Source organism: Gabonibacter massiliensis (genome assembly GCA_001487125.1).
Taxonomy (GTDB): domain Bacteria; phylum Bacteroidota; class Bacteroidia; order Bacteroidales; family Marinifilaceae; genus Gabonibacter; species Gabonibacter massiliensis.
On sequence record LN913011.1, the window covers coordinates 1 to 14,611 of the forward strand.

The 14,611-nt window shown below is 40.4% G+C and carries 14 protein-coding genes, 1 tRNA gene and 1 rRNA gene; 5 read left to right on the forward strand and 11 right to left on the reverse strand.

The window, feature by feature from the left end:
* The first annotated feature begins 147 nt into the window (after positions 1-147).
* A 5S ribosomal RNA gene (rrf, locus tag BN3283_RS00885) occupies positions 148-258 on the forward strand.
* Positions 259-397: 139 nt separating this feature from the next.
* Here rrf and dapA read toward each other — a convergent pair.
* Together dapA and BN3283_RS00895 are read right to left on the reverse strand one after the other, a co-directional pair.
* Positions 398-1,279 (reverse strand): 4-hydroxy-tetrahydrodipicolinate synthase, encoded by an 882-nt coding sequence (dapA, locus tag BN3283_RS00890; RefSeq protein ID WP_059025355.1) that lies wholly within the window; start codon positions 1,277-1,279, stop codon positions 398-400.
* A 6-nt stretch (positions 1,280-1,285) separates the two neighbouring features.
* Positions 1,286-1,795, reverse strand: a complete 510-nt coding sequence (locus tag BN3283_RS00895) for a DUF6913 domain-containing protein (RefSeq protein ID WP_059025356.1) — start codon at positions 1,793-1,795, stop codon at positions 1,286-1,288.
* A 164-nt stretch (positions 1,796-1,959) separates the two neighbouring features.
* Between BN3283_RS00895 and BN3283_RS00900 the strand changes: the two genes are divergently transcribed.
* Positions 1,960-2,032 (forward strand) — tRNA-Arg (locus tag BN3283_RS00900).
* Positions 2,033-2,286: 254 nt separating this feature from the next.
* Positions 2,287-3,195 carry an AAA family ATPase gene (locus tag BN3283_RS00905; protein ID WP_059025357.1) on the forward strand — a complete coding sequence of 303 codons (909 nt, stop codon included), beginning with the start codon at positions 2,287-2,289 and terminating at the stop codon, positions 3,193-3,195.
* A 159-nt stretch (positions 3,196-3,354) separates the two neighbouring features.
* Here the strand turns inward: BN3283_RS00905 and BN3283_RS00910 are convergent, their stop codons facing one another.
* From BN3283_RS00910 to folE, 7 genes are all read right to left on the reverse strand, one after another.
* The gene (locus BN3283_RS00910) at positions 3,355-4,833 is read right to left on the reverse strand and encodes a GldG family protein (RefSeq protein ID WP_041502475.1); all 1,479 of its coding nucleotides are present in this window, start codon (positions 4,831-4,833) and stop codon (positions 3,355-3,357) included.
* On the reverse strand, positions 4,833-5,573 hold the full coding sequence (locus tag BN3283_RS00915) for an ABC transporter permease subunit (protein ID WP_059025358.1): 741 nt from the start codon (positions 5,571-5,573) through the stop codon (positions 4,833-4,835). Before BN3283_RS00915 ends, BN3283_RS00910 begins: the two co-directional genes overlap by 1 nt.
* 4 nt (positions 5,574-5,577) lie before the next feature.
* The gene (locus tag BN3283_RS00920; protein ID WP_041504746.1) at positions 5,578-6,501 is read right to left on the reverse strand and encodes an ABC transporter ATP-binding protein; all 924 of its coding nucleotides are present in this window, start codon (positions 6,499-6,501) and stop codon (positions 5,578-5,580) included.
* A gap of 116 nt (positions 6,502-6,617) precedes the next feature.
* Positions 6,618-7,661, reverse strand: a complete 1,044-nt coding sequence (locus tag BN3283_RS00925; protein WP_041502472.1) for a LacI family DNA-binding transcriptional regulator — start codon at positions 7,659-7,661, stop codon at positions 6,618-6,620.
* Positions 7,636-9,738 carry an HD family phosphohydrolase gene (locus BN3283_RS00930; RefSeq protein ID WP_070807440.1) on the reverse strand — a complete coding sequence of 701 codons (2,103 nt, stop codon included), beginning with the start codon at positions 9,736-9,738 and terminating at the stop codon, positions 7,636-7,638. The genes BN3283_RS00925 and BN3283_RS00930 overlap by 26 nt, the downstream gene beginning before the upstream one ends.
* 90 nt (positions 9,739-9,828) lie before the next feature.
* Positions 9,829-10,704, reverse strand: coding sequence for an ACP S-malonyltransferase (fabD, locus tag BN3283_RS00935; RefSeq protein WP_041502471.1), 876 nt, complete (start codon positions 10,702-10,704; stop codon positions 9,829-9,831).
* Between the two features lie 11 nt (positions 10,705-10,715).
* Positions 10,716-11,342 (reverse strand): GTP cyclohydrolase I FolE, encoded by a 627-nt coding sequence (folE, locus tag BN3283_RS00940; RefSeq protein ID WP_041502470.1) that lies wholly within the window; start codon positions 11,340-11,342, stop codon positions 10,716-10,718.
* 202 nt (positions 11,343-11,544) lie between these two features.
* Here folE and BN3283_RS00945 point away from each other — a divergent pair, with 202 nt between their 5' ends.
* Entirely contained in the window at positions 11,545-12,012 is a 468-nt protein-coding gene (locus BN3283_RS00945; RefSeq protein ID WP_041502469.1) for an NfeD family protein, read from the forward strand.
* A 10-nt stretch (positions 12,013-12,022) separates the two neighbouring features.
* The gene (gene floA, locus BN3283_RS00950; RefSeq protein ID WP_041502517.1) at positions 12,023-12,997 is read left to right on the forward strand and encodes a flotillin-like protein FloA; all 975 of its coding nucleotides are present in this window, start codon (positions 12,023-12,025) and stop codon (positions 12,995-12,997) included.
* 16 nt (positions 12,998-13,013) lie between these two features.
* On the opposite strand, the gene BN3283_RS14380 is transcribed toward floA, so the two are convergent.
* Positions 13,014-13,187: a hypothetical protein gene (locus BN3283_RS14380; protein ID WP_154665519.1), complete on the reverse strand. Its 174-nt coding sequence runs from the start codon at positions 13,185-13,187 to the stop codon at positions 13,014-13,016.
* Between the two features lie 526 nt (positions 13,188-13,713).
* The gene (gene prmA / locus BN3283_RS00965; RefSeq protein ID WP_059025361.1) at positions 13,714-14,562 is read right to left on the reverse strand and encodes a 50S ribosomal protein L11 methyltransferase; all 849 of its coding nucleotides are present in this window, start codon (positions 14,560-14,562) and stop codon (positions 13,714-13,716) included.
* Positions 14,563-14,611: the final 49 nt, after the last annotated feature.

Below are 14,611 nucleotides of genomic sequence, written 5' to 3' on the forward strand. Positions count from 1 at the left end.
GCCGGTGACGGCACAGCCGAGCGGTACTAATAACCCGATAGACTCTGTCGGTTGTTTCATTTCTATGTTCGATGTCCCTCTCCATTCAACTAGCTTTAGGTTTGACGCTATAGACGTTGAATTTTTTAAAGGTATTTAAAAGTATTAAAAGGTATCTACAGCGACGGTGATCCACCTCTTCCCATTCCGAACAGAGAAGTTAAGCCCGTTAGCGCCGATGGTACTGCCGCGAGGTGGGAGAGTAGGTCGATGCCGAATTTAGGAAGAAGCCACGAGAGATCGTGGCTTTTTTATTTTAAATTGTAGATTGTAGATTGTAAATTAAAAACGGAATTCAATCTACAATCCACAATCTACAATCGTCAATCCTTTAATTTCTCAATCCCTTTTCAGCGGATTATAATTCATTGATTTGGACAGTCAATTTTTGGTAAAGTTTTTCACTAACCTCAGTTAGAGGAGTTCTTAGTTTATTGCATGCGATTACTTTTTTCAGGTGTAAAGCAGCCTTTATTCCCGCTGGGTTACCTTCTTCAAAAAGGGCTTTGCATAGTTCCGACAATTCAAAATGGATCTTTCGGGCTCCTTCGAATTTCATCTCGGAAGCTAAATGCACCATGGTTGTAAATTCCTTGGGAAAAGCATTGGCAATAACGGAAATAACCCCGCAACATCCGATCGACATTAAGGGTAAGGTTATTCCATCGTCACCGGAAATGAAAAGAAACTTTTCCGGCTTGTCTTTTAGAATAGCCGTTGCTTGTTCGAAATTGCCGGAGGCTTCTTTTATACCTATGATATTCTTGAAGTCATGAGCCAGTCGTAATGTTGTTTGAGCAGCCATGTTGACGGAGGTTCGTCCGGGTACATTGTACAATATCACGGGTAGAGACGATTTTTCTGCTATCATCTTAAAATGGCGGTACAGACCTTCTTGAGAGGGTTTGTTATAATAGGGGGTTACGCTTAAAATGGCATCGGCCTGCGGAACATAAGGTAGTGTATTCAAATCCTGTAATACTTGTTGTGTATTGTTCCCGCCGACTCCCAAAACTAAAGGAAGCCGTCCTCCGTTTTGTTCCGCGATAATGTTTACTACTCGTTCTTTTTCTTCGGCCGATAAAGTTGCAGCCTCGGAAGTCGTTCCTAAGGCTACTAAATAATCTACGCCGTTATCTATGACGTGATCAACTAATCCGCATAATGAAATTTCATCTACTTGGCCGTTATTCGTAAAAGGAGTAATCAAAGCAACTCCTACACCCGAAAATTTTTTCATTTTAACCTAATTTACTTTACTCAATAACCTTGAAATACGCTCTGTAAACGTATCGATGTCGTTCACATCCTCAAATATGATATCGTTTTCGAAACTACTGCGTCCCATGCCGATCTTGCATTTTGCCCTGGAATTTCTCACAATATAATCAGGCAGGACATTCGGTTTCAATGATAAATCAATCCATAAATCGTAAGCATTCTCCACACATCCTTTTAGTTTGCTGTCTGAAAACTTTCCACTGTAAGATATGCAGTCTTCATTCACGCAAAATGTCTTCGGTATGACAGGCAGCGGTCGCCCCGGTTCGAGAAAAACCAGAGCATCCACATTCATGTGTTCCGATAAAAGATTCTTCAGTCTTTCTGCTTTATCGAATGGGATATCACTTTCTACCCAGAAAATCATGCAACTCCGTGCTGTTTTGAAATTGTGAAAGGAGAGTTTTCTCTCGAACTCCATTTGTTTTCCTTTCAAATTCCATCTCTTCCATTTCCTGAATATTTTCTTAAACATACACTTTGATATTAATCATTGAACAACCCTATACAAAAATAATAATTAAAACAAGATTCGGACCATTTTCTTCTTTTTAGAAATAAAAAAACTATTTGAAAAAAATCAAATAAAGACTTGCAGGTTCGTCAAAGTTTATCTATCTTTGCATCGCAAAACAAGAAGGACTCGTAGCTTAATGGATAGAGCACTTGGTTACGGCCCAAGAGGTTGTGGGTTCGACTCCCGCCGAGTTCACGAAATGGAGTGAGAAATCTTAAATCGTTGATTTTTCACTCCTTCTTTATTTTATACAGGTATGATAAACTCCCGTTTTCAGGTCAGAACTCTGTTATTTCATCTTAATACCAGACTTTTGAAGAGGTACTCTCGATACAAATTGAAATTAAATATTTTAGAGATCGTATAAAAATAAAATAATACTATATTTATACCCTTTTACGAACAGGTAGATAAAATAATATAAGTATTTAATATTTCAATGTTTACACATGAGACATATTACGATAACAGGAAGTCTGGGAAGTGGTAAAAGTGTGGTTTCCTCTATTTTAAAAGAGCGATTGGGGCTGGAAGTCGAGTCGATCGGAAGTCTTTTGAGGAGGATGGCTCAGAATTACGGAATGAGTACAAACGATTTCAACAAGTACATGGAAACGCATCCTGAATTTGACCATGAATTGGATAATTTCGTCAAAAGTGAAGGCCTAAAGCCGACTCCCAAAATATTCGATTCCAGGTTAGCATGGCATTTTATACCGCAATCTTTTAAAGTGTATTTATACGTAAAAGATGAAATTGCCGCCGAACGTGTTTATAATGACGTGGGAAGAATCAACGAAAAACATGAGAATATCGGAACTGCTTTAGCTAATATCATTCAACGCCGGAACAGCGAGGTACATAGATTTAAAGTTCAATACGACGTCGATTTGGAGAAACTTTCAAATTATGATTTGGTGGTGGATACAAGTTACTCTTCTCCATCGACGATCGCTGATATTATTATTGCAAATTATCGCAATGGAACCTCTTCCCGTGAAGTTTGGTTGTCTCCCTACACGCTTATTCCGATGAGAAGCTGTGAAGAAATTTCTATGGAAAGTGCTCGATGGGTCGATAGCGAATTGAAAAAGGCCGGTTCGCATCTTCAAGCTCCAATCGACGTAGTTGTATTCAATAATAAGTTTTATATTTATGACGGGCACAAGAGGGTATTGAATGCGGTCCATAAGGGTGTTTCCTTGCTATCATGCAAGCTGATGAATGTTAAAGCTGACGAAACGTTGGCTTCCGGACAGGTTATTCAGGAATATATTCAAGAGAATTGTAAAGAGAAGGATTTGCGTGACTGGAATAAGCGGATAGCCAGTCTGAAAGGTAAAGCGGATGAAAAGTAAGGATGGATGTATTTTTTATTCCGGGTTCGACCTCTTTACATTGTCTATTCTTCCCCGATTTCCTCATCATAGTGAATTTTAATTTGTTGATTGTAAATTAGAAGAATTCTGTAATTTAGGGATTCGAATTTAATCCCTAAATCTTTAGATCTACAATCGTCAATCGATATACCCGGGTTGAGAGCGTCGTAAGCGTTTGATCTTGCTCTTTCTGTACATAAAAAAGGCAAGCGCAAGGATGCATAATATAGGAAGAAAGAAATTGAAGTTTTTACAGAATATTTTTGTCCCGTCACTGATGGGTGGTAGTACCTGATGGGTAATAAATTTATTTCTCAAATTGATTAATCCGGAATCGTCAGCTAACCATTCGATGGAATTTACGGCAAACGTGGTGTTATCATGGTTGGGGAAGTTGTAAATATCATTTTGCATAAAGTCGGCATCCGTGATCACGACAATCGCACTGTTGTTGTCTTCATTGGTAAGTAAGGCGGCTACGGTATTGTTCGGGTGATTAAAATCGTGTTTTGTCCAGGTCTTCATCAAGTTAAAGAACACGGGTATTTCTTCGACGCCTGAAATGGAAGAGGACTTGGCTAATGAAGTGAATACGTAAGGATGGGTTGTTTTTACATTCTTAATGCTACTGGCAAATTGAAGAACGATGGCATTTAGTCCTTTGGTAATGATGTGTTTGCTGAAGTTCCGGATAATCGGGATATAAGGGAAAATAGTAATATGTCTGAATTGGTTTTGTTTAATGGTTATCGTACCACAACTTCTGTCTACGATGAAATCGTATTCGATTTTTAAACCGAAATTTTCCAGCATCTCTTCGATGCCGACCTGATTGATAAATCCGGTATTCTGGTTGTGTCCGATTTGCCCTACTGCATGATTCAAAGCGATATAAAGCCGTCCTCCTTGTTCCAGGTATTCTTCTAAGCGACGAATCTGTTGCGGAAGGAATTTTTCTTCAGGACCTACAATGCAGATTACTTTGTAATCATTTAAATTCGTAAACTGGTCAATGTATATGAAATCGATATGTCCCATGGATGAAAGTTCGTTGATCACATGGGATATATTACTTAGCGGTATTTCGTTGTGTCCCCGCAAAAATCCGATTCTGGGTTTTAACGTATCACACGCTTCTTTCAGTATTCGGGTCATCTCGTATTCCATAGACATGTGAGAGGAGAGATAAGGAATGGTCGTTCTGCGATCCCCTATCCTGATTGTTGCGCCGAAAAAAACAGTTTGGGTAAAAATCTCATTGATTTCCTGGGGAATATACTCTATTCCGGCATCCAATGCCGCATGCTTTTTCTCCTCGTTGTCCGGATTGATCGTATTTATGGTGAAACCTTTATTACTGAGACTTTTGTATTCTTTGAGCAGGTTTTTGAACTCTTTCTCTACTTTTTTCTTTTCCTGACTGATATCTTGAGAGATATAAAGATCGATGGTAATGTCTTTATCTGTTTTTTTTATGAAAGATTTACTTACCTGACTTAACGAGTATTTTTTATTCGAGGTCATATCGATTCTTACGAATGTGAAATAAGCTACGATATTCACTATAATCAATAGGACGATCAAATAAGCCGGATGATAAAATATTTTGTTTCTCATCAGTTATTTTTTTTAGGTTGAATTCTACTCTTATTCATGACGTATTTCGTCAGGTTAAGAAAGAGAATAATAATTGAAAAGAAATAGATGATATCTTTTGTATCGATGATTCCGCGCGAGAAAGAATCGAAATGCTCTCCCATGGCAAGGTAATGGAAAATATTCGTCAGAAGCCCCGTCCCGAATAATTCCGCGATCCATTCGAATAACTTTTGAAAACAAAGTCCCACTCCGATACTGATGAAAAACGCGAATAAAGGGTTACTGGTAAGAGAGGAGGCGAACATACCGATACTGATGTAGCAACTGCTTACTAAAATCAGCCCAATATAACCGCATATGCCTACCGCGTGATCGATATGCCCTAAGTAGGCAAGGGTAATATAATAAGAGAGTGTTAGTACCAAACAAAGGACGACCTGTAATAGAATGGCACAGAATTTTCCCCAGATGATTTGCCACGTTGTAATGGGTTTGGATAGGAGGAGTTCATAAGTGCCGACTTTGCGTTCCTCGGCGATACTTTTCATGGTGAGGAAAGGGATCAGAAAAAATAAGGCCCAGTAAAAGATGTTGAAAAGATAACTGAGGGGTACGAGTCCGATAGAGAATATGTTAGACCAGGAGAACCAACATATAAAACCTGTCACTCCGAAAAAAACGATGAGAGCGATGTAAATGAGTATAGAGTTAAATGTAATTTTCAGTTCTTTGTTTATTAATGTTTTAACCGTACGCATACCTCTAATTTTGAGTGACTTTATGAAATATATCTTCCAGACGCGCTTGTATAGGGGTCAATTCCGTTATATACCAGTTGTTGTCGTGGCATAGGTCAAATAGGATCTTTTCGATCTCTTCCCCTGGGGTATATTCTAATTCGAATGTTTGCTTGTTTAATTTATCGATATTTTTTATTTGAGGTAATGAAGAGAGAGCTTCATAAATGCGAGTGGTTTCTCCTCCCTTTATCGCTAATCTGAGACAGTGTTCAGAGGCTGATTTTCTACGAAGTTCCGAAGCCGTTCCGTCTGCTACTATTTTTCCATGACTCATGATCATAACACGGTCGCAAGTCGTTTCGATTTCGGTAAGAACATGTGAACTTAATACGATTGTCTTATCTTCTTTCACTTTTTTGATGATATCCCGGATTTCGATGATCTGATTCGGGTCAAGACCTGTCGTCGGTTCGTCCAAAATGAGAATATCGGGATCATGAATGAGGGCCTGGGCCATTCCGAGACGTTGACAATACCCTTTGGACAATTCTCTGATTAATTTGTGTTTTTCATTTTCCAGGCCGCATAGTCGTAACATATCCAATACCCTGGCAGTCGTTTTATAGCGGGGGATATTATATAGTTTGGCAATAAAGAACAAGAAATCGATGACATTCATTTCGTTATATAACGGATTATGTTCTGCCAGATAACCGATTGTTCTTTTTATTTTTGCCTTGTGTTTGTGTATAGAGTAATTCCCGTAAAAAATATTTCCCTCATCCGGATAAAGGAATCCGGACAAAATTTTCATGATAGTTGTTTTGCCAGCTCCATTCGGTCCTAAAAAACCGGTAATTTCCCCTTTCCTCGCGGTGAAAGAGATCGATTCCACGGCTTTTTTGTGTTTAAAAGATTTGGTTAAATTTTCAACGACGATATCCATTGGGCTGCTGCTATTAGTTTTCTACAAATTTAATGATGTAGTCTTGGGCTATAGGTGGTTTAACAATATTTAACCATGTGATTAACAAGGTTTTAGACTCCTAACTTTAAATATGATTAATTATTATGTAATATTTGTCGTTTACGGTTTGACGAGTCCCGAACGATTAATTCACAATTCACGATTTCTTCTCTTATTTTGGCGTGCCTGTTATTTAGAATTTGTTCGAAAAGGAGTTCAGCCGCAATTTTCCCTATTTTTTCCGGAAATTGATTGATTGAACTGACGGTGGGCGACATGTATCTGGATCGTTTCGTGTTGGAGAAACCGACCAGTGCGACATCTTCCGGTATACGTAAGCCTGCTTCTTTCAAGGCTTCGATTGCCCCGATAATTAAATCGTCGTTGATTCCGAATATCGCTTCCGGGATATCTTTTGCGGCGATGATTTGCTGAACGGCTTTTTTGCCCGCTTGGACCGTATAATCCTCACAATAGCAGACGTAATGAGGTTTTACTTCCAAATGATTACTTTCCATGGCTTTTAAATACCCCTTCATCCGGTTGCCTCCGATTGTGATTTGTTTCGGTCCTGTAAGTATAAAGATCTTTTTTGCGCCAACTTCCACGAGGTGTTGTACGGCTTGAAAGGCTGCGGTCAGTCCGTCAGTGACAACCCTTGATATTTCAAACTTATCGGTTGTCCGGTCGAATAGAACAACAGGAATTCCGGCCTCCTGTATATTTTTAATATGGTCGAACGTACGAGTTTCGTGGGCTAAGGATAAGATAATTCCATCTGCACGGGTTCCCAATAAGATGTCGATGCTTTTCATTTCTTTTTCGAAACTTTCGTTGGAGGAGCTGACTAACACGTTGTATCCGTATTTATCAGCGACCTCCTCAATCGTTTTTACGACGGTTGCGAAAAAGGTGCTGACGATTTGGGGTACGATAACTCCGATCGTGTAACTTTTATGTGTTTTTAGGGCTACAGCAATGGGATTGGGTTTATAACCTACCTTTTTTGCCAGATCTTGCACGGCTTTCCGGGTCTTTTCGCTAATTTCGTGATTATCTTTCAGTGCCCTGGAAACGGTAGAGACAGAGATATTCAACTGTTCGGCAAGGTCCTTAATCGTTATCGGTTTTTGACTCATGATCTGTAGGTTTACTATCTTGTTGTTTTAATTTCGGATAAGCAATACGGGCGTGATATACGTTTACTAACATTTCCGTGTATACTCTTTTCACCGTCGAGATATCTTTAAACGTAATATCGGCATTGGCAAATCTTCCTTCTTTGAGTTGATCGTCGATGATATTATTTACCAGTTTGGCGATATTCTCTTCGTTTTTTATTTCCAAAGCGCGAGAAGCCGCTTCCACGGCATCGGCCATCATAACGACGGTACACTCTTTGCTCATAGGGTCGGGACCCGGGTAAGTGAAGAGTTCTTCGTCTATCTCCTTATCGGGGTGTTTATTCTTGTAAGAATAATAAAAATATTTGACTTTACTTTTACCGTGGTGGGTTCGGATGAAGTTGATGATGGCTTCCGGTAATTTGTATTTGTTGGCTAATTCGACTCCTTTCGTCACGTGTCCGATAATGATTTGTGCACTTTCGTCGAAGTCCAGTGTTTTGTGCGGACTGATTCCTCCGGATTGGTTTTCGATGAACATGATTGGATCGTAGGTTTTTCCGATATCGTGATACAGGGCTCCGGTCCGGGCTAATAGAGGACTTCCCCCGATATGGTATATGGCTTCTTCCGCCAGATTGGCTACCATTAACGAATGCTGAAAGGTTCCGGGAGCTTTTCTGGTTAATGTACGTAAAACAGGATGATTGGGATTAGAGAACTCCATCAAGCTGATTTCGGATGTGTACCCGAATAGTTTCTCTACTAAGTAGAGTACCGGGTAAGTCAGGCTGAGCAAAAGGACATTAATCATCAAAAAGAGGATGTCGAAAAGCTGACGAGGTAATAGGGTCCCGTTTTGTATGAGGGTAAATGCCCCGTAAACGAGTGTATAAGTAACGAAGATAAATGCGATAGCCAAAAATAGTTGCCCGCGGCGTTGTAATTGGGATAAACTAAAAATGGCAACGATACCGGCGGATACCTGCATGAAGAGATACATGTAACTGTTCGGCGAATAGTAAGATACCAGCATGCTTGTGCCGATTAATAGGTACAAAGCCGGACGAGGACCGAATAAAATATTCACGATGATCGGACAAAAAAGTACCGGAATCGCCAGGATGTTGATATCCCGGAAATAACAGAGACTTCCTAACAGGATCGTGAGTAGGAACATGCTGTAAAGAAAAAGGAAATCTTTATTGTTATAAAAGAGTCGTTTCCTTGAGAAATAAAGAAAAATAGAGAAACTGATAAGGGCTATCAGTGTCAGTATTGTTTGAGCGACGATCATTTTTATCCTGTCGCCAGAAGAGCCGAGATCTTGTTCGTGTTCGATTTTGAATGATTCCAATATCTTGTATTTTTCCGGTGTGACCAACTCGTCTTTTAGAATGATAACCTCACCTTTCCGCACCATTCCCTGTGTCGGACTGATGTTCTTGATCGCGTTGTCTAAGGCTAAACCTGTTTTTAGTGCGTCGTATTCCAGATTCGGGATGAGATAATTGTTCAGATCCATTCCGATTAATTCCTCTTTTGCCTCTTGAGGTATATTCAGTTTGTGAATAAAATCCGTTAATGTTTCATATGCTTTTTTAAGCGTGTATACCTGTTCGAAATTTTCCTCAAAAGCGATGTTGTTTTTTACGACGAGAATGGATTTGATATTGCTTTTGCTTAATTTCTCGGGCAAAAGAATGATACCTTTTTGGTAGATTTCTTTTAATTTCGCAATGATTTGGTTAATGGCTTTACTATTACCTCTATTTTTTAGACTGTTAATCTTTTCAGTAAATTTGCTTAGTTGTCCCGTTATTAATGCTTCGTTGAAATTGAAAATAGGTAATTGCTCTTTCTTGACTTTTTCAATTTCGGCCATTTTTTCTTGGGACGTTTTATGTATGGGAAAATCCATGGGAGAGGTTAAGGTTCCGTATCTCCAGGGCATTCCTTTTTGATAAGTATATTTAAATCCTTCTATTTTGGGTAATAAGGATACAATGATACCACAAATAATAATGATTATGACTATTTTGAAAAAATGTTGTAGTCTGCGATGTTTGTTGTTCCTTGTACTGTTTGACATAATGATCTCAATTGAATGACGCTCCCCTAAATCGGGGAATAAAGATACAAAAAATTTTAAAGCCCCCCATCCGGGAGGCTTTAAAATCATTTATTGAATACCTGCTGTCTCTGCGTCTGGATTCACTTTTTTAATAAGTCCCTGTAAGACTTTTCCGGGTCCGATCTCAAGGAAAGAAGAAGCTCCGTCCGATAACATGTTGCGAACCGTCTGGGTCCAACGTACGGATGCTGTCAATTGTGCGATTAGATTTGTCTTAATCTCTTCCGGGTCCGACACGGGAGCGGCGTTGACATTTTGATATACCGGGCAAGAAGGTTGGGAAAATTTGGTGTTCATGATAGCTTCTGCCAATTCTTTGCGGGCCGGCTCCATTAAAGGAGAGTGGAAAGCACCTCCAACGTTCAAGGGTAGTACTCTTTTTGCCCCGGCGGCTTTCAGTTTCTCGCAAGCGATTTCGATACCTTTGTTGCTGCCGGAAATCACAAGTTGACCCGGGCAATTGTAATTAGCCGTAACGACAACCTCATCGATTCCGTGCAGAACCTCCTCTACGGTTTCGTCGGGTAAACCTAATATTGCCGCCATCGTTGATGGATTGGCTTCGCAAGCTTTTTGCATGGCTAATGCTCTCGCGTGTACCAATTTCAGACCATCTTCGAACGATAGAGTCCCATTGGCGACCAACGCGGAAAATTCTCCTAAGGAGTGGCCTGCAACCATGTCCGGTTTTTCGTTCAATGATTTGGCTAAAATAACAGAGTGAAGAAAGATGGCCGGTTGGGTTACTTTGGTCTGTTTTAAATCCGCCTCCGTTCCGTTAAACATTAAATCGGTGATACGGAATCCCAGGATTTCATTCGCACGTTCGAATAATTCTTTTGCTTCCGGCGAATTTTCATATAGATCTTTACCCATTCCGACGAATTGGGCTCCCTGTCCGGGAAATACAAATGCTTTTTTCATATGTTTCTGTTTTAATGAAATTTGTTGCTGATTAACCGTATGAACTCTTCTCTCGTCGCTAATTTTTCAAAAGCACCGCTAAAATCGGAAGTCGTCGTAACGGAGTGTTGTTTTTGAACGCCGCGCAGAATCATGCACATGTGTTGTGCTTCAATGACAACGGCAACGCCCAACGGGTTCAACGTGTTTTGAATACACGTTTTGATGTCGTGGGTCAGACGTTCCTGAACCTGCAATCTTCTGGCAAAGGCTTCAACCACTCGTGCAATTTTACTTAATCCGGTAATATATCCGTTGGGGATATACGCTACATGAGCCCGCCCGATAAAGGGGAGCATATGATGTTCGCATAAAGAATATATTTCGATATCTTTTACTATAACCATCTGTCTGTAATCCTCTTTAAAAAGAGCCGAGCGCAATATCTTTTCGGGATCCTGCGTGTAACCCTGCGTCATGAACTGCATGGCTTTGGCAACACGGTAAGGTGTTTTGACAAGGCCTTCCCGGCATGGATCTTCTCCGAGTAATTTGATAATTTCGTTATAGTGATAACTTAGTTTTTCAGTTCTTTCTTTGTTAAAACATTCTATTTTATGATAGAATTCGTTGTTGTTGTCTGTTTCAAAGTCCATCATTCCTCTTTCTCTTTATGAAATTAGATCTATGCGATCAATTATGCAAATTGAAGTGCAAAGTAAATACAAATATTTTAGATTAGGGTTGATGATGAGAAATAAAATGTTCTATTTCTGACGGGAGAAGCTAATTTACCTCTTTATTGATAGGATTTTAATAAAAAAAATATACCTTTAAACGAAAATTTAAATCAAAAGTATTATGGAGTGGTTGGTGCTTATTATGTTGATTCTAATAGGTTTTGTTCTATTGATTATGGAGTTTTTGGTTTTTCCCGGGGTAAATGTTGCCGGGGTTATCGGTTTTGTTTGTATCGGAGTCGCTATTTATATGGCATACAGCAGCATGGGAGTGTGGGAAGGACATTTTACGGTACTGGGTACAGCCGCGGGAGGTATTGGAATTACTTATTATACGTTGAGATCTAAGACTTGGAAACGTTTGCAGTTAAATACCCAGATCGACGGAACGGTTGAAGGAATCGATCGTTCGATACAGGAGGGAGATACGGGATTGTGTCTGGGAAGGTTGGCTCCGATGGGAAAGGTAAAGGTCGGGGACCATATTGTGGAAGGACAGTCTCAATCCGGTTATATTAACGAGAACAGTGAAGTCGTGGTAATAAAGGTTTTAAAGAATAAGATTATTGTTAAACTAAAAACAGAATAGAATGGATGGAATGGTTTTATTGATTGTTGTAATAGCCGGAGGACTTTTTCTGCTTTGGATCGTACTCTATTTTATACCTATCGGATTGTGGTTTCAGGCTTTGGTATCGGATGTAAAAGTATCTCTTTTGCAGTTGGTATTGATGCGTTGGCGTAAAGTTCCGCCTTCTGTCATCGTGAGGGCTATGATCGAAGGGAAAAAAGCCGGCTTGGAACTTTATCGAGATTTATTGGAAGCACATTATTTAGCGGGAGGCCATGTGGCACAAGTTGTACACGCGTTGGTTTCAGCTTCTAAAGCAAATATCGATTTGACTTTTCAAATCGCAACGGCAGTAGATTTGGCAGGTCGGGATGTTTTTGAGGCCGTGCAGATGAGTGTGAATCCTAAAGTGATCAATACTCCTCCGGTGGCGGCGGTGGCAAAAGATGGAATTCAGCTGATAGCCAAAGCGAGAGTGACCGTGCGGGCCAATATCCGACAGCTGGTCGGGGGTGCCGGTGAAGAGACCATTTTAGCTCGTGTCGGTGAAGGGATCGTCTCTTCCATCGGATCGGCTAATTCGCATAAGGAGGTATTGGAAAATCCCGATTCGATCTCCAAGGTAGTTTTGAATAAAGGGTTGGATTCGGGAACCGCTTTCGAGATACTGTCTATTGATATTGCTGATATTGATATCGGTAAAAACATAGGAGCGGAGTTACAAACGGATCAGGCGGATGCCGATTTGAAGATAGCACAGGCTAAGGCGGAGGAACGTCGAGCTATGGCTGTCGCTACCGAGCAGGAGATGAAAGCATTGGCTCAGCAGATGCGGGCTAAGGTGATCGAGGCGGAAGCCGACGTCCCTCGGGCAATGGCGGAAGCTTTCAGAAACGGAAATTTAGGAGTAATGGATTATTATCGGATGAAAAATATAGAGGCCGATACCACCATGAGGGAATCCATCGCGAAACCGAATGATAAAAAAACTCCCCGCAAGTAAAAGGATGCGATTCGGGCTATACAGGAAAAAGACGCCGCCGTTTCAGGGCGGCGTCTTTATTGTCTCCTCCATGTTTCGGAAAAGTGGATACCGGGAAGATCCCGCGGATCGTAGCGGGAGGCCGTTCGATATCAGGTTCTCCTGTTCGATGAGATGCCGGATACAAGGCGGGACGGATTAAATCGTTCATTCCGGCGCTCAGAACGATAAACTTATTATTTTTTGCCTTCTTGTACGTACAAAACGCGGGAAATATGGTTACCGCATTGACCGACTGATGAACGTCCCGGTTCGGAATGGATTTTTTGATTCGGAAGTGCTTGGAAAAATGTTTTGAGTCGTTGAAAACAGGCTGCAAAATCGGGTATCAAGTGATTTGTGGAATAGTCACTATCAATGCCCAGACCTTCTCCGAAATTAATTCGGCTGCCTTTTGAATGCGTCGGGCCGAGTCCGCGGATGTTCTTCGAAATTTTAATACGTTCATGATGTTTGTATATGTTGTTTGATATAAAATAAAAAAGCCCGTGTAATTTACACGGGCTTTTTCCATAGTTTTGACTGAAAACAGTTCATCGGCATGCAAATAATCTTTGCATGCACATAAGTTTGTATGAGTTGTTAGTAAATATCATTATTCTTTATTTTTTGCGTTGCAAATTTATACATCTGTTTTCGATTTGCAATAGATTGTTAAATATTAAACAAATTCACATTTATTTGTTGAATATTACAACAGCCCAATTCTCTTTTACGTTGTGAGATTTGAATCTGAGTCCTAAGTTTTCTGCTTCTTCCTGAATTTTGGGCAGGTCCTGTAAATAGAAGCCGCTCATAATCAAATACCCGTTTTCATTAAGGACAGAGGTGTAGCGATGCATGTCATTTAGCAGGATATTGCGGTTTATATTAGCTAAAATGATATCGTAATTTTGTTGTGCTCGTAATAGATTCGCGTCACCGATTTTAATACGTACGTTGGATATACGGTTTGTTTTTAAGTTTTCCACGGCATTATTATATGCCCATTCGTCGATATCGATTCCGGTTACTTCAGATGCTCCCGATTGGGCTGCCATAATGGCGAGTATTCCTGTTCCGCACCCCATATCCAGTACTTTTTTATTTTTGATTTCCGGTTTGATTTCTAATATGGTTTCGAGCATGAGGGCTGTGGTCGCGTGGTGACCGGTACCGAAACTCATCTTCGGATCGATGATTATTTCATGCTCGATGCCGGGAATGGAGGCGTGAAATCCGGCTCTGACCAAAATCCGGTCTTTAACGATGATGGGGGTGAAATTTTCTTCCCACACTTTATTCCAATCCTGGTTCTCGACTTGAGTCGTTTCCCATTTGATTTGGTATTCTTGCTCGAAAAACGGGAGTATCTCCATCCGCGAAATGGCGTTCTTATCGTATTGTTTGCTGGGGATGTAGGCTTTGAATCCTTCGTCAGTATAGGAGAAGCTGTCGTAACCTAAATGGCCGAGTTCCGAGATAAGAGCATCCGTGATATCTTCGGAATAGGGGGTAATGTGAAAATTGACTTCCGTGTAATACATGCTATCTAATTTTTTGCAAAAGTAGCAAAAAATTAGATAGCTATGCTCT